This window comes from Sphaerotilus natans (assembly GCF_900156335.1).
In the GTDB taxonomy this organism is placed as follows: Bacteria; Pseudomonadota; Gammaproteobacteria; order Burkholderiales; family Burkholderiaceae_C; genus Sphaerotilus; species Sphaerotilus natans.
Map to the genome: position 1 here is coordinate 86,900 of NZ_FTMZ01000012.1, position 21,889 is coordinate 108,788.

Here is a 21,889-nt window from a genome sequence, read left to right on the forward strand (position 1 = left end):
GGGCATGGCCGACGCAGACTTCACCTTCCTCTGGCACGACTACGAGACCTTCGGACGCGACCCGCGCCGTGATCGCCCCGCGCAGTTCGCCGCGATCCGCACCGACGCCGAGCTGCGCGAGATCGGGTCGCCGATCATGCACTTCTGCCAGCCCGCGCCGGACTACCTGCCGGATCCGGAGAGCTGCCTGCTGACCGGCATCCTGCCGCAGCAGGCGCTGGCGCAAGGTCTGCCCGAGCACGCCTTCGCCGCCGCGATCGAGGCCGAGATGGCCCGGCCCGGCACCGTCGCGCTGGGCTACAACACGCTGCGCTTCGACGACGAGTTCACCCGCCACCTGTTCTGGCGCAACCTGATCGACCCCTACGCCCGCGAGTGGCAGAACGGCTGCGGCCGCTGGGATCTGGTCGATGTGGTGCGCTGCGCCTGGGCGCTGCGGCCCGAGGGCATGAACTGGCCGCGCCATCCGGACGGGCGGCCGTCCTTCCGGCTGGAAGACCTGAGCGTGGCCAACGGCATCGTGCACGAGGACGCGCATGACGCGCTGTCGGACGTGCGCGCCACCATCGGCCTGGCGCGGGCGCTGCGCCAGGCGCAGCCGCGGCTGTTCGACTTCTGTCTCGGCCTGCGCAAGAAGGAGGCGGTGCAGGCCGAGATCACCCGCGCGCAGTCGCAGGGCCGCCCGCTGCTGCACATCTCGGGCATGTACGGCGTCGAGCGCGGCGGGCTGGCGCTGGTCTGGCCGCTGGCCACGCATCCGACCAACCGCAACGAGCTGATCGTCTGGGATCTCTCGCACGACCCCTCCGAGCTGCTGGGGCTGGACGCCGAGACGCTGCGCCTGCGCCTGTTCACCCGCGCCGATGCGCTGCCCGAGGGCGTGACCCGGCTGCCGGTCAAGACCATCCACATCAACAAGTGCCCGATCGTCATTTCCAACCTGAAGACGCTGACGCCTGAGCGCGCCGCGCACTGGGGGCTGGACCTGGACGCCTGCGCGCGCCATGCCGAGATCGCCGCGACGCAGGTGCGCACGCTCGGCGGCATCTGGGCCGAGGTCTTCGCGCGGCCCGAGACGGAGGGCCTGCCCGACGCCGATGCCAGCCTCTACAGCGGCTTTCTCGACAACGAGGACCGGCGCCGGCTCGCGCGGCTGCGCGCCATGAGCGAGGCGCAGTGGGCGGCCAGCGCCGGCCGCGCCCCGGCCTTCGACGACGAGCGTCTGGACGAAGTGGTCTGGCGCTACCGCGCGCGCAACTTCCCCGCCACGCTGACCGACGCGGAGCAGGCGCGCTGGCAGGCGCACTGCGCCGCGCGGCTGATCGAAGGCCAGGCCGGCGCGATGACGCTGCAGCGTTTCCAGGAGCGCATCGACACGCTGGCGGCCGAGCGCGAGGACGACGAGGTGGCGATGGATCGGCTCGGCGCGCTGGTCGACTACGGCGAGCAGATCGCGCCGGAGATGGCCTGAACGGCGGCTGCTTCAGCGCTGGCTGCGCGCCTTCTTCTTGTCGAACTCGGAGAGCTGCGCCTTCAGCAGCAGCATCAGCGTGCGCGCGTCGGCCTCGCTCATGCTCAGCATGTGCGAGGGCTCTTGGCCTTCGGGCGTGTTGCGGGGCACCAGCAGGGCGTCGAACTTGACATTGACCAGGCCGTGCGTGCTCGCGGCGGCCTTGTAGCGCTGGACTTCGAGGGTATAGGTCTTGATTGCCATGGCCCGATCGTAGCCGCTGGACGACACGGTTCGTGATCGTGGTGGCACACTCCCGCGCCTGCAACCGCGCCCGCCAGAAAAAGGAGTCTCGACATGGCCATCCAGTGGTTCCCCGGTCACATGCACCTGACGCGTCAGGCCATCCTCGCGCGCGTGAAGGACGGCATCGACGTGGTGATCGAGCTGCTCGATGCGCGCGCGCCGGGCTCCAGCGCCAATCCGCTCATCGCCAGCCTGACGCAGGGCCGCGCGGCGCTGAAGGTGCTCAACAAGCAGGATCTGGCCGATGCGGCGCGCACCGAGGCCTGGCTGGCGCACTACAACAGCCAGCCCGACACGCGGGCGATCGGGCTGGATGCGAGCATGAGCGCGCCGGCGCAGCGCCTGATCACCGCCTGCCGCGAGCTCAAGCCCAACCGCAACGGCCTGGACAAGCCGATGCGGGTGCTGATCTGCGGCATCCCGAACGTCGGCAAGTCGACGCTGATCAACACGCTGACCGGCAAGCGCGCCGCCAAGACCGGCGACGAGCCGGGCATCACCAAGACCGAGCAGCGCATCGCGCTGGCCCACGACTTCTATCTCTACGACACGCCCGGCATGCTGTGGCCGAAGATCCTGGTCGAGCAGAGCGGCTTCCATCTGGCCGCCACCGGCGCGGTCGGTCGCAACGCCATCGAGGAGGAAGTGGTCGCCGAGGTGCTGATCGGCCGGCTGCGCCGCGACTACCCCGGCGCGCTGGAGACGCGCTACAAGCTGCAGGCGGGCGACACCGCCGCGATGAACGACGCCGAGATGCTCGCCGCCATCGGCAGGAAGCGCGGTGCGGTGCTCTCGGGCGGACGCATCAACCTGCAGAAGGCCGCCGAGATCGTGCTGCATGAATTCCGCGCCGGCCTGCTCGGGCGCATCACGCTGGAGCTGCCCGAGGAGCATCTGGCGCTGACCGCCGCGGCCGAGGAGGCCGAGGCCGCGCTGCAGGCCGCGCGGCTGGAGAAGAAGCGCAGCCGCCGCGGCCGCTCCTCGCGCGACGCGCAGCCCGACGACGAGCGCGAAAACGACGGCGACAACGAAGGCGAGAGCGGCGGCGACGGCGGCGACGCCTGAGGCCAGGCCTCGGCGTGCGGGCTCAGCAGCTCGAGCTGCCGCAGCCGCCGTGCTCGGTCACCGGCTCGCCGTCCTCGGCGCTGGCGCCGCCGCGCGGCGGGTTGGTCATCACGCCGCTTCGCACGTCGTAGCCGACATCCTCCATCGAGCCGGCCAGGCCGGCGTCGGCGGCCTGGGCGTGGTTCTCGAACCAGGTCATCAGCTCGGGCAGCAGCCGGCCGATCAGGTCGCTCTGACCCTCGGCATGCTGGCGGCGCACCTCGCGCATCACCGCCAGCACCTGGCCGTGCTGCGAGCTGTGGCAGTTGTCAGCGCTGAAGCCCAGGTCCTTCATCCAGCGGTCTTCCTGCGCGAAGTGCTCGACGGTGTGCTCGAGCATCGCGTCATAGCGCGCCAGCAGCTCGTCCTGCGGGCCGTCGAGCGCGGCCTGGACCTGCGCGAGGTGGTCGACGAACTCGCGGTGCGTCGCGTCCATCTCGGGATGGTGGTTGAGGAGCTGATCGTTCCAGACGATCGCGGTGGTGATCTCGGACATGGTGGCGGCTTCTGGCAGGACAGGCAGGGGGCGAATCAAGGGACGCGGGGTGGCACAGGGGCGCGGGACCGGCATGCCCGCCGTTCCGTCATACCCGCCATTCCGTCATGCCCGCGAAGGCGGGCACCCACGACAGACAGCGGGGCTGTGGCGGGCGTGGGTCCTCGCCTTCGCGAGGATGACGGAGGCTGCATGCTCCGCAGCGGCATGCGACGGAGGCTGCATGCGGCGGTTGCAGGATGCGGCGGTTGATCGACGACACGACACTAGCAGGCGAGCGGTCCGGCGCGCTTGATGCCGGGCAAGCGGGCGAGGATAACCGCTGCGGCCCGCCGTCATCCGGGCACGCTGGATTCGTGTCGTCTGGCTTTGTGCCGTTTGGCAGTGCTACCATGGCCATATGGCCAACATCCTGATCGACACCCGCAACGCCGTGCGCCAGGGGCTGCCGTACTCGGTCTTCGAGTCGGTGGCCACGCAGCTCGACATGGCGCCGCAGCAGATCACCCAGGTGCTCGGCATTCCGCTGCGCACGCTGGCCCGCCGCAAGACCGAGCACCGCTTCACGCCGCAGGAGTCCGACCGGCTCTACCGCCTGTCGCGCACGATCGCGCAGGCCACCGAGGTGCTCGGCTCGGCCGAGAAGGCGCGCCGCTGGCTGAAGTCGCCCAACCGGGCGCTCGGCGGCGAGGTGCCGTTCGACCTGCTCGACACCGACATCGGCGCGCACCAGGTCGCGGAGGTGCTGGTCCGGCTGAATCACGGCATCTTCAGCTGAAGACGGGGAAGGCGGATCTTGAGGGTATGGCGCATCTGCCGCCAGCCGTTCGTGGCCACGGCGCTCGACGGCATCGGCGGCCTGTACGCGGGCGGACGCTGGCACCGGCGCGGTCGGCCGATCGTCTATGCGGCCAGCTCGGCGGCGCTGGCCGCGCTGGAGGTGCTGGTGCATGTCGATCCGCTCGATGCGCCCGACGACCTGCGGCTGCTGACGATCGAGCTGCCCGACGACCTCGGCATCGAGCGGGTCGAGGTGGCCGACCTGCCGGCCCACTGGGTCCAGGTGCCGGCGCCCGACGAGCTGGCCGCGCTCGGCACCGACTGGCTGATGTCGCGGCGCAGCGTGGCGCTGAGCGTGCCGTCGGCGGTGATTCCGATCGAGCGCAACCTGCTGCTCAATCCGCACCACGCGGACATCAGGCGGGTGCGCGTCGTCGATGACGCGCCCTTCACCTTCGATCCCCGGCTGCTTCAGGGGTAGAGGCCGCGCTCCTGGCGCGCCATCAGGATGCGCTCGCAGGCCACCGCGAAGGTGGCGGTGCGCAGCGTGATCTTGTGGCGGTCGGCGGTGTCCCAGATGCGGCGCAGCGCGTCCACCATGATCTTGTCCAGGCGCACGTTGATCTCGTCCTCGGTCCAGAAGAAGGACGAGAAGTCCTGCACCCACTCGAAGTAGGACACCGTCACGCCGCCGGCGTTGCAGATCACGTCGGGCACGACCAGGATGCCGCGCTCGGCCAGCGCGTCGTCGGCGTCCGGGTGCGTCGGGCCGTTGGCGCCCTCCAGCACCAGGCGCGCCTTCAGGCGGTTGGCGCGCGCCAGCGTGATCTGGCCTTCCAGCGCGGCCGGAATCAGGATGTCGCAGTCGGTGTCCCAGAAGGCCTCGTCGTCGATGCGCTCGGCTTGCGTGAAGGCGCCCGCGCCGCCGTCGCGGCGCACCACCGCCATCAGCGCGGCCATGTCCATGCCGGCCGGATTGGCGATCGTGCCGGTGTGGTCCTGCACCGCGACGATCTTCGCGCCTGCGCTGACGAACATCTCGGCCGCGGCCGAGCCGACGTTGCCGAAGCCCTGCACCGCCACGCGGGCGCCGTCCAGGTTCAGGTTGATGCGCCGCGCCGCCTCGCGGCCGGTCACGAACACGCCGCGGCCGGTCGCCTTGACCCGGCCGAGCGAGCCGCCCAGATGCACCGGCTTGCCGGTGACGACGCCGGTGGCGGTGGCGCCGACGTTCATCGAGTAGGTGTCCATCATCCAGGCCATGACCTGCGGGTTGGTGCCCACGTCCGGCGCCGGAATGTCCTGCTGCGGGCCGATGACCAGGCCGATCTCGCTGGTGTAGCGCCGCGTCAGACGCTCGAGTTCCTTGTGCGAGAGCTGGCGCGGATCGACGCGGATGCCGCCCTTGGCGCCGCCGTAGGGCAGGTTGACCGCGGCGTTCTTGACCGTCATCCAGGCCGAGAGCGCCATCACTTCCTCCAGCGTCACCGCCGGGTGGTAGCGCACGCCGCCCTTGCCGGGGCCGCGGCTGAGGTTGTGCTGCACGCGGTAGCCCTCGAAGTGGCGCACCGTGCCGTCGTCCATCTCGATCGGCACGTCGACGATCAGCGCGCGCTTGGGCCGCTTGAGCGTCTCGCCCCAGCGGGCCAGCGGGCCGAGGTAGGGCAGCACGCGGTCGACCTGGGACAGGTAGGTGCCCCAGGCGCTGTGCGGGTCGGGCGTGATGAAGGAAAGCGTGTCGTGCATGAAAAGCCTCGTTGTGGCGAGTTCGATGAAGATCGCGCCGATTTCGGGCCTGTTGGGTCCGTGCGGCACGTCATCGGCGTCACTGTAGACAAGGAGGCGACCTGGTTTCCGTCGATTCCATGCAAGATGTGCATGGCTTCCTCGCCTTGCTGACGAGGTGCTGACATGCACCGTGCGGGTGCATCCATTCGGGGCAACCATGAGAGCGCGGGCTTCGGTCACGTCGCAGTGATGTTCAGGCCGGGCCTGCTGGCTGGGGCGGCGTGACCTTGCCAGACTGCCCCGCCATGATCCGATCCGAACCTTTCCATCGCGCGCTGGGCGCGGCGCAGCCGGTCAGCGTGGCCGAGCTGCTGGCGCTGCACGGGCGCGGCTCGCAGGCGGTGCTGCTGCTGGTGGTGTCGCTGCTGTGCGTGATGCCGGTGTCCGGCGTGGGCACGGTGCTGAGCCTGCTGCTGTTCGCGCTGGCCTGGCGCTGGCCGCGGCCGCGGGGCACGGTCGTGCCGGGGCGTCTGGCGGCCTTCCGGCTTGACGAGGTCTGGTCGCGGCGCTGCCTGCGGGCGCTGGCCTGGCTGCACGGCGGCGCGGGCCGGCTGCTGCGCCGGCGCTGGCGGCTGCTGCGCCATCCGGCCGCCTTTGCCTGGTGGCGGCTGTGGATCGCGGCGATGGCGGTGGTGATCTTCCTGCCGCTGCCCTTCGGCAATGTGCTGCCGGGGCTCAGCCTGGTGCTGCTCGGCCTGGGCTGGATGTACCGCGACGGGCTGCTGCTGATGCTGTCGCTGCCGGCCGGGCTGGGCGCGATCGCCTTCGGCTGGTTCAGCGCCGGGCTGATCGTCGACACCGCTGCCGCGGCCGGGCAGCAGGTGATGGGCTGGCTCTGAGCGGTCGCGCTCAGCCGCCCAGCACGCTGCGCGCCATCGCGGTGTAGAGCGGAATGCCCAGCAGCAGGTTCAGCGGGAAGGTCACGCCCAGCGCCAGGCCGAGGTAGAGCGCCGGATTGGCCTCCGGCACCGCCTGGCGCAGCGCGGCCGGCACGACGATGTAGCTGGCGCTGGCGGCCAGCACCATCAGCATCGCCGCGTCGCCGATGCTCAGGCCGACCAGCGCGGCCAGCAGCAGCGCGATCAGCGCGTGCGCCAGCGGCCCGAGCACCGCATAGGCCAGCAGCCAGCCCGAGGCCTGGCGCACCGCGCCGAGCTGGCGTGCCACCTGCACGCCCATGTCGAGCAGGAAGAAGGCGAGCAGGCCCTTGAACAGATCGCCGGTGAAGGGCTTCATCGTCTGCTGGCCGTGTTCGCCGCTGATCCAGCCGATGGCCAGCGCGCCGAGCAGCAGCAGCTGCGTGCCGTGCGTGCAGGCCTCGCGCACCGGCTGCAGCAGGCTGCGGCCGCCGCTGCCGTGGGCCGGCGTGGTGGCCAGCCGGCTGCGCAGCATCAGCGCGATCAGCAGCGCCGGGCTTTCCATCAGCACCATCGCGGCGGTCATGTGGCCGCCCGGCGTCAGGCCGAGCTGTTCGAGCTGCTGGTGCGCGGTCACGAAGGTCACCGCGCTGACCGAGCCGTAGGCGGCGGCCACCGCCAGCGCATTGGCCGGCTCCGTGACCCGGCGCAGCAGCCACCAGCCCGCCAGCGGCACCAGCGTGGCCATCACCAGCGCCAGGCCGATCGCGGCCAGCCCGTCCGCCGGCAGGCCGCCGGCCGACAGCGCGAAGCCGCCTTTCAGGCCCAGCGCCATCAGCAGGTAGAGCGACAGGAAGCGCGCCACCTGCGGCGGCACCTCCAGGTCGGAGCGCAGCACGCCGGCCAGCAGGCCGACGGCGAAGAAGAGAACGGCGGGGTCGAGCAGGGGCATCATGGCCGCGATGCTAGAAGCGCCTTGACCTCAGTGAAAGTCGATTCTTGTGCGTCACAACATAGACTGAAGTCTATGAACATCACCTTCCGCCAGCTCCGTCTCTTTCTCGCGCTGGCCGAGCAGGGCAGCGTCAGCGCCGCCGCGCGGGCCATGCATGTGACGCAGCCGACCGCGTCGATGCAACTGCGCGAGATCCAGGAGGCGGCCGGGCTGCCGCTCTACACGCTGGTGGGCCGGCGGGTGCAGCTCACCGAGGCGGGCGAGGCGCTGGCGGCCACCGCGCGGCGCATGCTCGACGAGTGGGTCGACTGGGAGCAGCAGCTCGCGGCGTGGAAGGGGCTGGCGAGCGGGCGGCTGCGGGTGGCGGTGGTCAGCACCGCGAAGTATTTCGTGCCGCGCCTGCTGGGCGGCTTCTGCGCGCAGTACCCGGACATCGACATCCGGCTGGAGGTGCTCAACCGCGACGGCGTGGTGCAGCGCCTGCGCGAGCAGCGCGACGACCTGGCGATCATGTCGATGCCGCCGGCCGATCTGGCGCTGGACGACGCGGTCTTCCTGCCCAACCCGCTGGTGCTGATCGCGCCGGCCGATCACCCTCTGGCGCAGGCCCCGGCGCTGACGCTCGACGATCTGGCCGGCGAGCGCTTCATCCTGCGCGAGCGCGGCTCGGGCACGCGCATGGCGGCCGACGCGCATTTCCGCGCCGCCGGCTTTCGCCCGCAACTGCGCCTGGAGCTGGGCAGCAACGAGGCGATCAAGGAAGCGGTGGCCGGCGGCCTGGGCCTGTCGGTGCTCTCGGCCCACACGCTGCACGGCCGCGCGCGCGAGCACGGCGTGCAGGTGCTGCCGGTGGCGGGTTTCCCGATCCCCGGGCAATGGCATGTGGTGCACCGCCAGGGCCGGGCGCTCAGCCCGGTCGCGCGGGTGTTTCGCGCGCATCTGCTGGCGCAGGCGGCGCGGGTGGCGGCGGAGGTGGCTGCCGGGGGGGGGTAGGTGCGTTGATGAAAAATATGAAAATAGTTATGCTGATGCACCAGTACAGCAATCGCATCAGTGACAGCGCGTGGCGCTAACACTTGCCACGTGGTCTGTACCGGCTGGCTGCTACTTGTGGCGTCACAGGGCTGCCCTCACCTGTGAAGTTTTTTCTGTTTGAGGGTAGGGGAATCAAAATGACTATTCCGCAAGCTGTAGGTATTGGTTTGGCAGCTAATGAGATTTCTAAAAAAATCGCAGGAACTGACGAGGTCAGCGTAGGAAGAACTGCGGTGGCGGCTGGTTCTGGCGCAGCTCTTGGTGCCGTAGCTATGGGGACACTGGTTATAGGGGCAGAAGCGGCTGGGGTTGCAGCGCTCGCGACTGTTGCTGCTCCCGTCGTTGTTCCACTTGCCGTCGCTAGTGCAGTTGTCGCAGGACTTGCTAGCCTCTTCGATTAAAATACTTCCCACGCCATCACAATGAGTATTGTGAAGCGGTAAGTTAATATGTTGATTTGACCGAATGAAAAGTAAATTTCATCCGATCAATCCACATGAAAAACCCGCCGCGAAAACCGCTGCGGGTTTTTGGCTTCACCGCCCGAACTCGTCGCCCAGCTCACGCGCGCGGTTCTGTGCCGCCAGCATTGCCTCGACGAAGCTCGCCTTGACCTCGCGCGCGTCGAGCGTGGTCAGCGCGGCGTAGGTGGTGCCGCCCTTGGAGGTGACGCGCTCGCGCAGCGTGGCCGGCGTCTCGTCGGAGCGGCGGGCCAGTTCGGTCGCGCCGCCGAAGGTGGCCAGCGCGAGCTGCTTGCCTTGCTCGGCCGACAGGCCCATGCGCTCGGCCGCGGCCATCATCGATTCGATGAAATAGAAGACATAGGCCGGGCCCGAGCCCGACAGCGCCGTCACCGCGTCCAGGTCGCTTTCCTGCGCCACCCACAGCACCGCGCCGGTGGGCGCGAGCATCGCCTCGACCTGGGCGCGCTCGGCCGCGCTGACGGCGGGGCGGCCGTACAGGCCCGAGATGCCCTGGCCGATCAGCGCCGGCGTGTTGGGCATCGAGCGCACCACGCGCTCCGAGCCGGTGGCGGCGGCGATCGCGTCGCTGCGGATGCCGGCCATCACCGACAGGTGCAGCGCGCCGCCGACGAAGGGCGCGCAGGGCGCGGCTGCGTCCTTGAAGCTCTGCGGCTTGACCGCCCAGACGACCGCGTCGGCCTGCGCCAGCGTCGCGTCGGCCGCCGCCAGCGTGCGCACGCCGAAGTCGCGCTCCAGCCGTGCACGCTGCTCGGCGTTGGGGTCGAGCACGATCAGGTTGGCGCCGGGCGTGCCGCTGCGCACCAGGCCGCCGAGGATGGCGGTGGCCATGTTGCCGCCGCCGATGAAGGCGAGGGTGGGGGAGGTGGGCGTGGAAGTGGGGGCGTGTGTCATGGCGGGCAAGTGTATGTCTGGGCGGGCGTGGGTCCCCGCCTTCGCGGGGATGACGGGATGGGGCGCGGTGCGTGGGTCCCCGCCTTCGCGGGGATGACGGGCTGCCCCCATCTTTTCGCCTCGTCATGGCCGCGCAGGCGGCCACCCACGCCAGCCGCGATCCCCCGGCCTGCGCTCAGTGATCCCCCGCCAGCAGCGCCGCATTGCCCCCGGCCGCCGCGGTGTTCACCGTCACCGTCTGCTCGCCGCAGAAGCGGTACAGGTAATGCGGGCCGCCCGCCTTCGGGCCGGTGCCCGACAGGCCCTCGCCGCCGAAGGGCTGCACGCCCACCACCGCGCCGATCATGTTGCGGTTGACGTAGACGTTGCCCACGCGCGCCCGCTCGGCGATGCGCTCGGCGCGCTGGTCGATGCGGGTGTGGATGCCCAGCGTCAGGCCATAGCCCAGCGCGTTGACCTGGTCGATCACCGCGTCCACCGGGCCGGTCCAGCGCACGATGTGCAGCACCGGGCCGAAGATCTCCTGCTTCATCTCGCCGACCGACTTCAGCTCGAAGGCCACCGGCGCGATGTGGGTGGCGGCAAAGCGCGCGTCCATCGCGGTGCGGGCGACCAGGCGCGCCTCGCGCTCCAGCCGCGCGACCTGGGCCGACAGGCCGGCGTGCGCCTCGGCGTCGATCACCGGGCCGACGTCGACCGACCAGCCGCGGGCCGCATCGGCCGGGTCGCCGCAGACCAGCTCGGCCATGGCGCCGGCGATCATCTCGCTCACCTTGTCGGCCACGCCCTCGTGCACCAGCAGCAGCCGCAGCGCCGAGCAGCGCTGGCCGGCCGAGCGGAAGGCGCTCTGCACCACCGCGTCCACCACCTGCTCGGGCAGCGCGCTGGAGTCCACGATCATCGCGTTCAGGCCGCCGGTCTCGGCGATCAGCGGCACGATCGGGCCGTCGCCCATCGCCAGCTGGCGCTGGATGATCTTGGCGACCTGGGTCGAGCCGGTAAAGCACACGCCGGCGCAGCGCGGATGCGCCACCAGCGCCGCGCCCACCGTCTCGCCGGGGCCGCAGACCAGGCGGATGGCGTCGGCGGGCAGGCCGGCCTCGATCAGCAGCTCGACGCAGCGCCGTGCGCTGCGTGGTGTCTGCTCGGCCGGCTTGGCCGCCACCGTGTTGCCCGCCACCAGCGCCGCCACCACCTGGCCGGCGAAGATCGCCAGCGGGAAGTTCCACGGGCTGATGCAGACGAAGACGCCGCGGCCGTGCAGGCACAGCTCGTTCTTCTCGCCGGTCGGGCCGGGCAGGGCCTGCGGTGCCAGACGGGCCTCGGCCTGCTCGGCGTAGTAGCGGCAGAAGTCGATGGCCTCGCGCACCTCGGCCACGCCGTCGCCGAAGGTCTTGCGGCCTTCTTGCGCCAGCAGAGCCACCAGCTCGGTCATCTGGCGCTCCATCAGGTCGGCGGCGCGGCGCAGCACGGCGCAGCGCTCGGCCAGCGGCACCGCGTTCCAGCCGGGCTGCGCGCGGTGCAGCGCGTCCATCGCCAGCGCGGCCGAGGCGGCGCTGTCGTCGGTCGGCGCGGCGGGCATCGGCACGGCCAGGCGGGCCAGCAGCGGCGCGCGCTCGCGCTCGACCACCGGATCGACGCCCAGCGCGTTGACGCGCGACTCGCCATAGAGCCGGCGCGGCAGCGGCAGCGTCGACGGAGCGGCCGCGCGCAGCGGCGAGGCCAGCAGCGCCGGGATCGACACCGCCTCGTCGGCGAGCTGGTGCACGAAGGAGGAATTGGCGCCGTTCTCCAGCAGCCGGCGCACCAGATAGGCCAGCAGGTCGCGGTGTTCGCCCACCGGCGCGTAGATGCGCAGCGGCGGTGCGTCGGCGCGCTTGAGCACCTCGCGGTGGATGCCTTCGCCCATGCCGTGCAGGCGCTGCAGCTCGAAGCCCGGATCGGCGCCGATGCGGCCCGAGGACCGCGCCATCTCCAGGATCGCCGCGATGGTGCCGGCGTTGTGGGTGGCGAACTGCGGGTAGATCTCGGCGGCCGACAGCAGGCGCTGCGCGCAGGCAAGGTAGCTCAGGTCGGTGTGGCGCTTGTCGGTCCAGACCGGATAGCCCGACAGGCCCATTTCCTGTGCGCGCTTGATCTCGCCGTCCCAGTAGGCGCCCTTGACCAGGCGCACCATCAGCCGCAGGCCGTGGCGGCGGGCGATCTCGATGACTGCCTCGACCATTTCCGGCGCGCGGGTCTGGTAGGCCTGCACCGCCAGGCCCAGGCCTCGCCAGGTGGGGAATCGCTGCGCCACATGCGCCGCGGTGGCGTCGAGCACCGCCAGCGACAGCTCCAGCCGCTCGGTCTCCTCGGCGTCGATGGTCAGGTTCAGGTTGGCGCTGGCCGCCGCATCCACCAGCGCGAGCAGGCGCGGCATCATCCGGCGCTGCACGGTGGCGAACTGGGCGGTCTCATAGCGTGGGTCGATCGCCGAGAGCTTGATCGAGATGCCGTCGCCGTCCTCGGGGCGCGTCGGGCGGCCGCGCCCGGCGATCGCGCTGATCGCGTCGGCATACGACTTGGCGTAGCGCAGCGCGTCGGCGTCGGTGCGCGCGCCTTCGCCGAGCATGTCGAAGCTGTGGCGCAGCAGGCGGTGCTCGCGGTGGTTGGCCGCGGCGCGGTCCAGCGCCTCCTTGATGTCCTGGCCAAGCACGAACTGGCGCCCCAGCAGCTGGATGGCGCGCACCGTGGCGGCCACCACTGTCTTGGCGCCCAGGCGCTGCAGCAGGCCGCCCGTGCGGCCGGCGTCGCCGTGCTCGGGCAGCATCTTCTTCGACAGCTCGATGGCCTGCGCGGCCAGGTGGCTCATCAGCGCGTGCTCCTGGCCGTCGTTCGTGTGCGCGGCGAAGTCGGCGCGGCCGAGCTGGTCGGCGGTCAGGGCCAGCGCGGTCTCGGTGTCGGGCACGCGCAGCAGCGCCTCGGCCAGGCGCATCAGCGCCAGGCCCTCGGCGCTGGAGATCGGGTATTCGCGCAGCAGCGATTCCATCGCCCAGAACGGCGCCGGGTGCTTGCGCACCGCGTCCACCCAGGGCGTGCCCAGCGCGATGACGGCGGCCCAGTCGAGCCGGCCGTGCAGCTCGGCGAGCAGCCGCGCCACCTGCTGCGACTCGTCGCGCACCGGCGGCGGCAGGCGGTCGGAGAAGGTCGCGGCCAGAGCGGCCGGGGCGGGGAGGTCGGTCAGGGCGTTCATGGCGGCGGTCTCGGCTGCGTTGGAAAGGTCTCCAGCGTATTCGCCACGATGTCGAATAACTCGCCAAAATCGGGCATGAAGACCGGATAATGTCCAGCATGGCCACTGACCGCAGCTCTACTGATCTGGACAAGATCGACCGTCGCATCCTCGCGCTGCTGCAGGCCGATGGGCGCATCTCCAACCTGAAGCTGGCCGAGGCGGTGCACCTGTCGCCGACCGCGGTGCTGGAGCGGGTGCGCCGCCTCACCCGCGAGGGCTTCATCCTCGGCTACGAGGCGCGGCTTGACCCGGTCAAGCTCGACGCCGGGCTGATGGTCTTCGTCGAGGTGCTGCTCGACCGCACGGTGCAGGACGTGATGGACACCTTTCGCGCGGCGGTGCAGGTGCGCCCCGAGATCCTCGAATGCCATCTGGTGGCCGGCGGCTTCGACTACCTGCTCAAGACCCGCGTGGCCGACATGGCGGCCTACCGCGAGTTCATCGGCTCGGTGATCTGGGCGCTGCCGGGCGTGCGCGAGACGCGCACCTACGTGGTGATGGAAGAGGTCAAGAACACCGCGGCGATCAAGCTCTGATCCGCAGGACGCCAAGCGCGGCATCCGACCGGGATTCATCCCCCTTGTTCGCGGGGTATGGGGTCCGAAATCATCCGTCCGGAGGGTTGAATCTCGAAAAACGTCTCTTGAAACGATTCTTGGACTCTGCCATGCCCTCGGGAACCTTCACGATCCACTGTCTGCCCCTGCGCGCCCGCTTGGGTGCGATCGCGCTGCTGCTGGGCCTGGCCGGCGCTGCGGCACCCGCGCTGGCCCAGCTGCCCGCGGGCGTCTACAAGTGCCGCAGCGACAGTGCCAGCGGCTTTGTCTTCCAGGGTCAGCCCTGTCCGGGCGATCTGGGGCGCGTCAGCCCTGCCGCGGCATCGCAGGCCGCAGTCATGCCCGCCCCGGCGACGCGGCGCGAGCTGCTGGTGGCCACGCTGGCGGGCGAGCGTTCGCTGATCCCGGCGCCCGCACCGGCGCCGGCCCGGCCCTGAGCCGCCCACGCCGCCTGCCGGCTCAATCGACCCGGATGTTGACGCTGGCCGGCCGGCCGGGCTCGATCTTGGGCAGATCGATGCGCAGCACGCCGTCGCGATAGCTGGCGCGCGCCTCCTCGCCGCGCACCGCCGTGGGCAGCGGCACGGTGCGCTGGAAGCTGCCGTAGGCGCACTGCAGCACCCGCCAGCGGCCCTCGGTGGACTCGCGCTCGAAGCGCTTCTCGCCGCGCACCTGCAGCGCCGCGTCGCGCACCTCGATCGAGAAGTCCTCCTTGCGCATGCCGGGGGCCTCGAGCCGCACCACCAGCCGCTGCTCGTCCTCGAACACGTCGCCGCCAAGCATCGTCCAGGACTGGGCCGGGAAGTGCAGCGGATCATCGATCTCGTGGCGCTCGGGCAACTGGGTCTGCTCGCCTGGACGGAAGCGCGTCAGCGCGCCGGAGGCCGAATGGCGCATGCGCTCCCAGCCGTCGGACACCGAACCCCAGAACTGGCCGAGGTTCTCGCGGAGGTCATCGATCTTCATGGCAGTCGCTCCTGGTCAGGAAAAAACGCGTGGGTGGCCAAGGGGCCGGTGCCGTGTGGCGATGCGGCGTGTTCGCCTTGCAACTCCTGTCAGTGATCGTGTCGGCGGTTGCAGCGCATCCGGTGCCTTGCCTGAGGGACAGATGGGCCGATCCTGGCGGGTTTCAAGGCCTCGTGGCTGCTGAGGGCCGGCTGCCGAAGATCGCGGTGCCGATGCGAACCAGGGTCGCGCCTTCGAGAACCGCGGCCTCCAGGTCGTCGCTCATGCCCATCGACAGGGTGTCGAGCGCCAGGCCGTCGGCGCGCAGGCGCTCCAGCAGCTCGCGCAGCGCCCGGTGCGGGCGGCGCTGCGCCTCCAGGCCCTCGGCGGGCGCGGGAATCGCCATCAGGCCGCGCAGGCGCAGCCGCGGCAGGGCCGCCACCGCCCGGGCCAGCGCCGGCAGCTCGGCCGGGGGCACGCCGCTCTTGCTGTCCTCGCCGCTGATGTTGACCTGCAGGCAGACCTGCAGCGGCGGCAGATCGGGCGGGCGCTGGGCCGAGAGCCGCTCGGCCGTGCGCAGCCGGTCGACCGAATGCACCCAGTCGAAGGCTTCCGCCACCACCCGGGTCTTGTTCGACTGCAGCGGCCCGATCAGGTGCCACTCGAGGTCGGTGCGCAGGTCGGCCAGCGCGGCGATCTTGTCCAGACCTTCCTGCACATAGTTTTCACCGAAGGCCCGCAGCCCGGCCGCATGGGCTGCGCGTACCTCGTCGCTGGTGCGAGTCTTGCTGACCGCCAGCAATCGCACGGATCCTTGCGCACGTTCCGCGCGGATGCGTGCCGCCTCAAGGCGCTGGTGTACAACTTGGATCGAGTCATCAAGGGTCGTCATAATCGTCGGCTTGCGGTTTTTCGTCTTTTGCTTTGCGGGGCAGTCCCGTGCCCAGACAGGGATATGGATATCACATGGAGATCACCGAGCTGCTGAAATTCGCGGTCCGCAACAAGGCGTCCGACCTGCATCTGTCCGCCGGCATGCCGCCGCTGATCCGTGTCCATGGCAATGTGCGTCGCCTGAATGTCGATCCGCTGCCCCATGCGAAGGTGCACGAGATGGTGCATTCGGTCATGACCGATGCGCAGAAGAAGGTCTTCGAGGAGCACCAGGACTGCGACTTCTCCTTCGAGATCGACGGCCTGTCGCGCTTCCGGGTCAATGCCTTTCGCCAGAACCGCGGCATGGGCGCGGTCTTCCGGGCCATTCCGAGCAAGATCCTGACGCTCGAGGACCTGAAGGCGCCGAAGGTCTTCGCCGATCTGGCGCTCAAGCCGCGCGGCCTGGTGCTGGTGACCGGCCCGACCGGCTCGGGCAAGTCGACCACGCTGGCGGCGATGATCAACCACCTCAACGAGACCGAGCAGGGCCACATCCTGACGATCGAGGATCCGATCGAGTTCGTGCACGAGTCGAAGAAAAGCCTGGTCAACCAGCGTGAGGTCCACACCCACACCCAGAGCTTCACCAGCGCGCTGCGCGGTGCGCTGCGCGAGGATCCGGACGCGATCCTGGTGGGCGAAATGCGCGACAAGGAAACCATCCAGCTGGCGCTGACCGCCGCCGAGACCGGCCACCTGGTCTTCGGCACGCTGCACACCTCCAGCGCGGCCAAGACCATCGACCGGATCATCGACGTGTTCGATGCCGGCGACAAGGACATGGTCCGGGCGATGTTGTCGGAGTCGCTGGTGGCGGTGATCTCGCAGACGCTGTGCAAGAACCGCGAAGGCAACGGCCGGGTCGCGGCGCACGAGATCATGCTGGGCACGCCGGCCATCCGCAACCTGATCCGCGAGGCCAAGGTGGCGCAGATGTACTCGATCATCCAGACCGGCCAGGCCCAGGGCATGCAGACGCTCGACCAGTGCCTGGCCGATCTGCTGCGCCGCGGCCTGATCAGCGCGGCCGAGGCGCGCAGCAAGGCGCGCTCGCCGGAGAACTTTCCCGGCTGAGTCCGCCCGCCCGACCTCGGCGGACCTCTCCTGACATCAACCGACATCACTGACATCACCGATTCACCATGGAACGCGATCAGGCCTCCAAGTTCATCAACCAGATGCTGTCGATGCTGGTCTCGCGCGGCGGCTCGGACCTGTTCCTGACCTGCGACTGTCCACCGGCGATCAAGGTCGACGGCAAGGTGGTGCGGGTGTCGCCGCAGGCGCTGTCGGGCCAGCACACCATGGCACTGGCGCGCACGGTCATGAACGACAAGCAGCTCGCGGAGTTCGAGCGCACCAAGGAGTGCAACTTCGCGATCTCGCCGAAGGACATCGGCCGCTTTCGGGTCAATGTCTTCGTGCAGCAGGGCCAGACCGGCATGGTGCTGCGCACCATCCCGAAGGATCTGCCCAGCATCGACGCGCTCGGCCTGCCGACGATCCTGAAGGATCTGACGATGACCAAGCGCGGGCTGATCATCATGGTCGGCGCGACCGGCTCGGGCAAGTCGACCTCGCTGGCGGCGATGATCGACCACCGCAATGCCAGCGCCTACGACCACATCGTCACCATCGAGGATCCGGTCGAGTTCGTGCATCCGCACAAGAACTCGATCGTGACTCAGCGCGAGGTCGGCATCGACACGCTGAGCTGGGAGGCGGCGCTGAAGAACACCCTGCGCCAGGCGCCCGACGTGATCCTGATGGGCGAGATCCGCGACCGCGAGACGATGCAGCATGCGGTCGCCTTCGCCGAGACCGGTCACCTGTGCATGGCCACGCTGCACGCCAACAACGCCAACCAGGCGCTGGACCGCATCGTCAACTTCTTCCCCGAGGAGCGGCGCGACCAGCTGCTGATGGACCTGTCGCTGAACCTGCGCGCGATGATCTCGCAGCGCCTGGTGCCGCGCCAGGACGGCAGCGGCCGCATCGCCGCGGTCGAGGTGCTGATCAACGGGCCGCACATTTCCGACCTGATCTTCCGCGGCGAGGTCTCGGCGATCAAGGAGATCATGAAGCGCAGCCGCGAGACCGGCATGCAGACCTTCGACCAGGCGCTGTTCGATCTCTACGAGGGCCATTTCATCAGCGAGGAGGACGCGCTGCGCCATGCCGACTCGCTGGGCGACCTGCGGCTGGAGATCAAGCTGCGCAGCGTGCGCAAGGCCGGCGAGCCGCTGCCGCCGGAGGCGCGTGCTGCGGAGAGCTGGCAGGTCGACGATCCGATCGGGGCGCACCCGCTGCGCGCGCCGCTGCCGCGCACCTCGCGGGCGTAGGATGCGGCCTGTCTCCACTCTCGAGCCTGTTTCCATGACCCGCAGCCACGATCCGATCGAACCCCGCCGCGTCGCCTTCCTGGGCCTGGGCGTGATGGGCGGGCCGATGGCCGGCCACCTCGCCCGTGCCGGCCACGCGGTCACCGTCTACAACCGCACCGCCGCGAAGGCGGCCGAATGGGTCGCGGCCCATGCCGGCCTGACGGTGGCCAGCGCCGCCACGCCGCGCCAGGCGGCCGAGCAGGCCGACCTCGTCTTCATCTGCGTCGGCAACGACGACGACCTGCGCTCGGTGGTGCTGGGCGAGGATGGGGCGCTGGCCGGCCTGAAGCCGGGCGGCCTGCTGGTGGATCACACCACCGCCTCGGCCGACGTGGCGCGCGAGCTGGCGCTGCTGGCGCGCGCGCGCGGCTGCGACTTCGTCGACGCCCCCGTCTCCGGTGGTCAGGCCGGCGCGGTCAACGGGATGCTGACGGTGATGTGCGGCGGCACGCCCGAGGCCTTCGAGACGATGCGCCCGGTCGCGATGGCCTTCTCGCGCGCGGTCACCCTGCTGGGCGACAGCGGCGCCGGCCAGCTCGCGAAGATGGTCAACCAGATCTGCATCGCCGGCCTGGTGCAGGGCCTGTCGGAGGCGATCGCCTTCGGCCAGAACGCCGGGCTGGACATGGGTCAGGTGCTCGAGGTCATCGGCAAGGGCGCGGCGCAGAGCTGGCAGATGGACAACCGTGGCCGCACCATGGTGGACGGCCAGTTCGACTTCGGCTTCGCGGTCGACTGGATGCGCAAGGATCTCGGCCTGGTGCTGGAGGAGGCGCGCCGCAACGGCTCGCGCCTGCCGGTGACCGCGCTGGTCGACCAGTTCTATGCCGAGGTGCAGGCCCTGGGCGGTGGCCGCCAGGACACCTCCAGCCTGATCCGCCGGCTGCGCTGAGCCGGCGGCGCGCCGTGCCCGGCGTGCTCAGCGGACCTTGAGGTTGGCCAGCTGCTCTGGCGTCAGGATCTCGACCAGGCGCACCACCTTGGTCACGCCGGAGACGGTGCGGGTCAGGTCGATGGCGCGCTGCGCCTCCTCCTCGGTGACGCGGCCCATCAGGTAGACCGCGCCGCGCTCGACGGTGATGTGGAAGGCGCGCGCCGACAGCCCGGCCGCGTCGATCAGCGTGGCCTTGACCTTGCCGGCCAGCACCAGGTCGCGCGAGCGGTCGCTGGTCGAGCTCGGCCACATCACCGCCAGATCGTTGACCACCGAGCGCACGCCGTCGATCTTCGCGGCGGCCTGCTCGATGGCGGCCTTGTCGGCCTCGTTGAAGACCTCGCCGGTCAGCAGCACCTGGCGGTTGTAGCTGTTGATGCTGACATGCGAGCGCTCGCCGGCGATGGTGCGGATGCGCTGGCGCACCTTCAGCTCCAGGCCTTCGTCCTCGAGCTGCATGCCGGCGCTGCGGCGGTCGGTGGCCACCATCGCGCCGCCGACGGCCGCGCCGCCGACCAGCATCGGCGCACAGCCCGACAGCAGCGAGGCCAGCAGCGCCGACAGCAGCACCGCGCGGTGCAAGGGCTTCTTCATCATCTTGCGAATCCTTTCCCTTTCGTGGGAGCTCAGGGGCTCAGTCCTCGCCCAGCAGCGACACGTCGATGGCGTCGCACAGGCAGTGGATGACCAGCAGGTGCACTTCCTGGATGCGTGCGGTGCGCTCGTGCGGCACGCAGATGTGCATGTCACGGTCCGAGAGCATCGCGCCGATGCGCCCGCCGCCCTTGCCGGTCAGCGCGATGACGGCCATGTCCTTCTCGTGCGCGGCCTCGATCGCGGCGATGACGTTGCCGGAGTTGCCGCTGGTGCTGATTGCCAGCAGCACGTCGCCGGGCTGGCCCAGCGCCTGGACCTGCTTCGAGAAGACCTGCTGGTAGCCGTAGTCGTTGCCGACCGCGGTCAGGATCGAGGTGTCGGTGGCCAGCGAGATCGCCGGCAGGCCCGGGCGCTCGCGCTCGAAGCGGCCGACCAGCTCGGCGGCGAAGTGCTGGGCGTCGCCGGCCGAGCCGCCGTTGCCGCAGGCCAGCACCTTGCCGCCGGAGGTGATGCAGTTCAGCAGGATCTGGGCCGCGTCGCAGACCGGCCGGGTGAGGACTTCGGCGGCGGCGTACTTGGCGTCGGCACTGTCGAAGAACTGTTGTTGGATGCGTTGCTCGAGCATGGCGGCGATGATATGCCAGCGCGAAGGCGGCGCCGTTTCGGGCGGATTTCACGGTGCAGGGCGCAGGGCGCTTCAGCCGGCGTCGAAGGCGGCCACCAGCCATTCGAGCGCCTCGCCGTCGATCGCCACCACATCGAAGCGGCACGGCGGCCACTCGCCCCGCAGCCGCTGCAGGTAGTGGCGCGCGGCCAGGATGATGCGCCGGCGCTTGGCGTGCGTGATGCTCGCGGCGGCGCCGCCGTGATCGCTGCGGCCGCGGCTGCGCACCTCGACGAAGACCAGCGTGCCCTCGCGGTCGGGCGCGCGCAGGATCAGGTCGATCTCGCCGCCGCGCGCCGACGGGCCGGCGGCCACTCGATAATTGCGCTGCACCAGCACCAGCCCGTGGCGCTGCAGGTGCTGCAGGGCCCGGTCCTCCGCGGCCGATCCGATCCCGATCCTTGTGGCGCCTCCGGCGTTTCCGTCCGTGACTCTCGACACTTCCGTCCCTCCCTCGATCGTTCAGGCCGCTGCGCTGGCCGCCGGCCAGCAGCAGCATCCGGTCGCCTCACTGTATGTCGTGGCCACGCCGATCGGCAACATCGCCGACCTCAGCCTGCGCGCGGTCCATGTGCTGGCGCTGGTCGACGCGGTGGCCTGCGAGGACACCCGCGTCAGCGCCGGGCTGCTGCAGCGCCTGGGCCTGGGCAAGCCGCTGATCGCGCTGCACGAACACAACGAGGAAGCGGCCGCGCCGCGCGTGATCGAGCGCCTGGCGCGCGGCGAGCGCGTGGCCTATGTCAGCGACGCGGGCACGCCGGCGATCTCCGACCCTGGCGCGCGCCTGGTGGCGGCGGTGCGCGAGGCGGGCTTTCGCGTCATCCCGCTGCCCGGTCCCAGCAGCGTGGTGACGGCGCTGAGCGCGGCCGGCGACATCGCGGGCCAGGGCTTCCGCTTCGCCGGCTTCGTCTCGCCCAAGGCCAGCGCGCGCGAGCGCGACCTGCGCCGCCTGGCCGAGGACGCCGGCACCTGCGTGATCTTCGAGGCGCCGCACCGCATCGAGGCGCTGGCCGCCGCCCTGGCCGAGGTGATGCCCGAGCGCCGCCTGACCGTCTGCCGCGAGCTGACCAAGCAGTTCGAGTCCATCCACACGCTCGCGGCCCAGGCCTTTCCCGCCTGGCTGGCCGCCAGCGACGACCACCGCCGCGGCGAGTTCGTGCTGGTGCTGCACGCGCGTCCGGCGCCCGAGGCCGAGGAGGCTGGTGGCGCCGCGGCCGCCTCGGCCGATCAGCTGCTGAAGGTGCTGCTCGAGGAGCTGCCGCTCAAGCAGGCGGTGGCGCTGGCGGTGCGGGCCACCGGCGCACCGAAGGGCGAGCTGTATGCGCGCGCGCTGGCGCTGAAGGCCGGCGGCGAGGCGGATGCCGACGCCGTGCCGCCGGCGCCTGCGGACTGGCCCGAGCGGCGCGCCCCGGTCCGGCGCGAACGCGGCCGGCGCTGAAGCCTTGCTCCCC

23 protein-coding genes are annotated in these 21,889 nt (G+C 70.6%); 12 read left to right on the forward strand and 11 right to left on the reverse strand.

Annotation, left to right across the window (positions count from 1 at the left end; all coding sequences use genetic code 11):
• The first annotated feature begins 4 nt into the window (after positions 1–4).
• Complete coding sequence (gene sbcB / locus BW996_RS12085) at positions 5–1,471, forward strand: exodeoxyribonuclease I (protein WP_037478463.1); 1,467 nt, start codon at positions 5–7, stop codon at positions 1,469–1,471.
• Between the two features lie 12 nt (positions 1,472–1,483).
• On the opposite strand, the gene BW996_RS12090 is transcribed toward sbcB, so the two are convergent.
• Entirely contained in the window at positions 1,484–1,714 is a 231-nt protein-coding gene (locus tag BW996_RS12090) for a hypothetical protein (protein ID WP_081837956.1), read from the reverse strand.
• Positions 1,715–1,807: 93 nt separating this feature from the next.
• On the opposite strand from BW996_RS12090, the gene ylqF reads away from it, so the two are divergent.
• The gene (ylqF, locus tag BW996_RS12095) at positions 1,808–2,821 is read left to right on the forward strand and encodes a ribosome biogenesis GTPase YlqF (protein ID WP_051631575.1); all 1,014 of its coding nucleotides are present in this window, start codon (positions 1,808–1,810) and stop codon (positions 2,819–2,821) included.
• A gap of 22 nt (positions 2,822–2,843) precedes the next feature.
• On the opposite strand, the gene BW996_RS12100 is transcribed toward ylqF, so the two are convergent.
• Positions 2,844–3,356: a hemerythrin domain-containing protein gene (locus BW996_RS12100; protein ID WP_037478461.1), complete on the reverse strand. Its 513-nt coding sequence runs from the start codon at positions 3,354–3,356 to the stop codon at positions 2,844–2,846.
• A 400-nt stretch (positions 3,357–3,756) separates the two neighbouring features.
• Here BW996_RS12100 and BW996_RS12105 point away from each other — a divergent pair, with 400 nt between their 5' ends.
• Both BW996_RS12105 and BW996_RS12110 read left to right on the forward strand, forming a co-directional pair.
• Complete coding sequence (locus tag BW996_RS12105) at positions 3,757–4,134, forward strand: Xre family toxin-antitoxin system antitoxin (RefSeq protein ID WP_051631574.1); 378 nt, start codon at positions 3,757–3,759, stop codon at positions 4,132–4,134.
• Positions 4,135–4,152: 18 nt separating this feature from the next.
• Positions 4,153–4,617 (forward strand): RES family NAD+ phosphorylase, encoded by a 465-nt coding sequence (locus BW996_RS12110; protein WP_037478458.1) that lies wholly within the window; start codon positions 4,153–4,155, stop codon positions 4,615–4,617.
• Here BW996_RS12110 and BW996_RS12115 read toward each other — a convergent pair.
• A complete protein-coding gene (locus BW996_RS12115) occupies positions 4,608–5,882 on the reverse strand; it encodes a Glu/Leu/Phe/Val family dehydrogenase (RefSeq protein ID WP_037478455.1) in 1,275 nt (424 codons plus the stop codon). The genes BW996_RS12110 and BW996_RS12115 overlap by 10 nt on opposite strands.
• Before the next feature lie 287 nt (positions 5,883–6,169).
• Between BW996_RS12115 and BW996_RS12120 the strand changes: the two genes are divergently transcribed.
• The gene (locus BW996_RS12120) at positions 6,170–6,763 is read left to right on the forward strand and encodes an exopolysaccharide biosynthesis protein (RefSeq protein ID WP_037478453.1); all 594 of its coding nucleotides are present in this window, start codon (positions 6,170–6,172) and stop codon (positions 6,761–6,763) included.
• A gap of 10 nt (positions 6,764–6,773) precedes the next feature.
• Here the strand turns inward: BW996_RS12120 and BW996_RS12125 are convergent, their stop codons facing one another.
• Positions 6,774–7,736, reverse strand: a complete 963-nt coding sequence (locus tag BW996_RS12125) for a sodium-dependent bicarbonate transport family permease (protein WP_037478450.1) — start codon at positions 7,734–7,736, stop codon at positions 6,774–6,776.
• A gap of 72 nt (positions 7,737–7,808) precedes the next feature.
• Here BW996_RS12125 and BW996_RS12130 point away from each other — a divergent pair, with 72 nt between their 5' ends.
• The gene (locus tag BW996_RS12130; protein ID WP_037478448.1) at positions 7,809–8,729 is read left to right on the forward strand and encodes a LysR family transcriptional regulator; all 921 of its coding nucleotides are present in this window, start codon (positions 7,809–7,811) and stop codon (positions 8,727–8,729) included.
• 578 nt (positions 8,730–9,307) lie between these two features.
• On the opposite strand, the gene proC is transcribed toward BW996_RS12130, so the two are convergent.
• Together proC and BW996_RS12145 are read right to left on the reverse strand one after the other, a co-directional pair.
• Entirely contained in the window at positions 9,308–10,147 is an 840-nt protein-coding gene (proC, locus tag BW996_RS12140) for a pyrroline-5-carboxylate reductase (RefSeq protein WP_037478445.1), read from the reverse strand.
• 175 nt (positions 10,148–10,322) lie between these two features.
• Positions 10,323–13,379, reverse strand: coding sequence for an L-glutamate gamma-semialdehyde dehydrogenase (locus tag BW996_RS12145; RefSeq protein ID WP_051631573.1), 3,057 nt, complete (start codon positions 13,377–13,379; stop codon positions 10,323–10,325).
• Positions 13,380–13,477: 98 nt separating this feature from the next.
• Between BW996_RS12145 and BW996_RS12150 the strand changes: the two genes are divergently transcribed.
• Both BW996_RS12150 and BW996_RS12155 read left to right on the forward strand, forming a co-directional pair.
• On the forward strand, positions 13,478–13,957 hold the full coding sequence (locus BW996_RS12150) for an Lrp/AsnC ligand binding domain-containing protein (protein WP_037478496.1): 480 nt from the start codon (positions 13,478–13,480) through the stop codon (positions 13,955–13,957).
• Between the two features lie 131 nt (positions 13,958–14,088).
• Positions 14,089–14,415: a hypothetical protein gene (locus tag BW996_RS12155; RefSeq protein ID WP_037478443.1), complete on the forward strand. Its 327-nt coding sequence runs from the start codon at positions 14,089–14,091 to the stop codon at positions 14,413–14,415.
• A 22-nt stretch (positions 14,416–14,437) separates the two neighbouring features.
• Here the strand turns inward: BW996_RS12155 and BW996_RS12160 are convergent, their stop codons facing one another.
• Both BW996_RS12160 and BW996_RS12165 read right to left on the reverse strand, forming a co-directional pair.
• Positions 14,438–14,944, reverse strand: coding sequence for an Hsp20/alpha crystallin family protein (locus BW996_RS12160; protein WP_037478441.1), 507 nt, complete (start codon positions 14,942–14,944; stop codon positions 14,438–14,440).
• A 163-nt stretch (positions 14,945–15,107) separates the two neighbouring features.
• Positions 15,108–15,815, reverse strand: coding sequence for a YggS family pyridoxal phosphate-dependent enzyme (locus tag BW996_RS12165; RefSeq protein ID WP_037478439.1), 708 nt, complete (start codon positions 15,813–15,815; stop codon positions 15,108–15,110).
• 74 nt (positions 15,816–15,889) lie between these two features.
• Between BW996_RS12165 and BW996_RS12170 the strand changes: the two genes are divergently transcribed.
• The 3 genes from BW996_RS12170 to BW996_RS12180 all read left to right on the forward strand — a co-directional run bounded on the left by BW996_RS12170 (position 15,890) and on the right by BW996_RS12180 (position 19,135).
• Complete coding sequence (locus BW996_RS12170; RefSeq protein ID WP_037478436.1) at positions 15,890–16,933, forward strand: type IV pilus twitching motility protein PilT; 1,044 nt, start codon at positions 15,890–15,892, stop codon at positions 16,931–16,933.
• A gap of 68 nt (positions 16,934–17,001) precedes the next feature.
• Positions 17,002–18,201, forward strand: a complete 1,200-nt coding sequence (locus BW996_RS12175; protein ID WP_081837954.1) for a PilT/PilU family type 4a pilus ATPase — start codon at positions 17,002–17,004, stop codon at positions 18,199–18,201.
• Between the two features lie 34 nt (positions 18,202–18,235).
• Complete coding sequence (locus BW996_RS12180; RefSeq protein WP_037478434.1) at positions 18,236–19,135, forward strand: NAD(P)-dependent oxidoreductase; 900 nt, start codon at positions 18,236–18,238, stop codon at positions 19,133–19,135.
• A gap of 27 nt (positions 19,136–19,162) precedes the next feature.
• Here BW996_RS12180 and BW996_RS12185 read toward each other — a convergent pair whose 3' ends face one another.
• The 3 genes from BW996_RS12185 to BW996_RS12195 form a co-directional block, all read right to left on the reverse strand.
• Entirely contained in the window at positions 19,163–19,771 is a 609-nt protein-coding gene (locus BW996_RS12185) for a BON domain-containing protein (protein WP_037478492.1), read from the reverse strand.
• Between the two features lie 40 nt (positions 19,772–19,811).
• Entirely contained in the window at positions 19,812–20,399 is a 588-nt protein-coding gene (locus tag BW996_RS12190; RefSeq protein WP_037478432.1) for a phosphoheptose isomerase, read from the reverse strand.
• Positions 20,400–20,471: 72 nt separating this feature from the next.
• Complete coding sequence (locus BW996_RS12195; RefSeq protein WP_037478490.1) at positions 20,472–20,879, reverse strand: YraN family protein; 408 nt, start codon at positions 20,877–20,879, stop codon at positions 20,472–20,474.
• On the opposite strand from BW996_RS12195, the gene rsmI reads away from it, so the two are divergent.
• Entirely contained in the window at positions 20,866–21,876 is a 1,011-nt protein-coding gene (rsmI, locus tag BW996_RS12200; protein ID WP_375131044.1) for a 16S rRNA (cytidine(1402)-2'-O)-methyltransferase, read from the forward strand. The genes BW996_RS12195 and rsmI overlap by 14 nt on opposite strands.
• Positions 21,877–21,889: the final 13 nt, after the last annotated feature.

Bases quoted from the DNA above. Each gene is read 5' to 3' on its own strand.
- BW996_RS12100 (WP_037478461.1), bottom strand. From the start codon at position 3,356: ATGTCCGAGATCACCACCGCGATCGTCTGGAACGATCAGCTCCTCAAC.
- BW996_RS12130 (WP_037478448.1), top strand. From the start codon at position 7,809: ATGAACATCACCTTCCGCCAGCTCCGTCTCTTTCTCGCGCTGGCCGAG.
- BW996_RS12150 (WP_037478496.1), top strand. From the start codon at position 13,478: ATGGCCACTGACCGCAGCTCTACTGATCTGGACAAGATCGACCGTCGC.
- BW996_RS12170 (WP_037478436.1), top strand. From the start codon at position 15,890: ATGGAGATCACCGAGCTGCTGAAATTCGCGGTCCGCAACAAGGCGTCC.
- BW996_RS12155 (WP_037478443.1), top strand. From the start codon at position 14,089: ATGCCCTCGGGAACCTTCACGATCCACTGTCTGCCCCTGCGCGCCCGC.
- BW996_RS12175 (WP_081837954.1), top strand. From the start codon at position 17,002: ATGGAACGCGATCAGGCCTCCAAGTTCATCAACCAGATGCTGTCGATG.
- BW996_RS12105 (WP_051631574.1), top strand. From the start codon at position 3,757: ATGGCCAACATCCTGATCGACACCCGCAACGCCGTGCGCCAGGGGCTG.
- BW996_RS12145 (WP_051631573.1), bottom strand. From the start codon at position 13,379: ATGAACGCCCTGACCGACCTCCCCGCCCCGGCCGCTCTGGCCGCGACC.
- proC (WP_037478445.1), bottom strand. From the start codon at position 10,147: ATGACACACGCCCCCACTTCCACGCCCACCTCCCCCACCCTCGCCTTC.
- BW996_RS12185 (WP_037478492.1), bottom strand. From the start codon at position 19,771: ATGAAGAAGCCCTTGCACCGCGCGGTGCTGCTGTCGGCGCTGCTGGCC.
- BW996_RS12180 (WP_037478434.1), top strand. From the start codon at position 18,236: ATGACCCGCAGCCACGATCCGATCGAACCCCGCCGCGTCGCCTTCCTG.
- ylqF (WP_051631575.1), top strand. From the start codon at position 1,808: ATGGCCATCCAGTGGTTCCCCGGTCACATGCACCTGACGCGTCAGGCC.
- BW996_RS12160 (WP_037478441.1), bottom strand. From the start codon at position 14,944: ATGAAGATCGATGACCTCCGCGAGAACCTCGGCCAGTTCTGGGGTTCG.
- BW996_RS12115 (WP_037478455.1), bottom strand. From the start codon at position 5,882: ATGCACGACACGCTTTCCTTCATCACGCCCGACCCGCACAGCGCCTGG.
- BW996_RS12120 (WP_037478453.1), top strand. From the start codon at position 6,170: ATGATCCGATCCGAACCTTTCCATCGCGCGCTGGGCGCGGCGCAGCCG.
- BW996_RS12125 (WP_037478450.1), bottom strand. From the start codon at position 7,736: ATGATGCCCCTGCTCGACCCCGCCGTTCTCTTCTTCGCCGTCGGCCTG.
- BW996_RS12165 (WP_037478439.1), bottom strand. From the start codon at position 15,815: ATGACGACCCTTGATGACTCGATCCAAGTTGTACACCAGCGCCTTGAG.
- BW996_RS12090 (WP_081837956.1), bottom strand. From the start codon at position 1,714: ATGGCAATCAAGACCTATACCCTCGAAGTCCAGCGCTACAAGGCCGCC.
- sbcB (WP_037478463.1), top strand. From the start codon at position 5: ATGGCCGACGCAGACTTCACCTTCCTCTGGCACGACTACGAGACCTTC.
- BW996_RS12190 (WP_037478432.1), bottom strand. From the start codon at position 20,399: ATGCTCGAGCAACGCATCCAACAACAGTTCTTCGACAGTGCCGACGCC.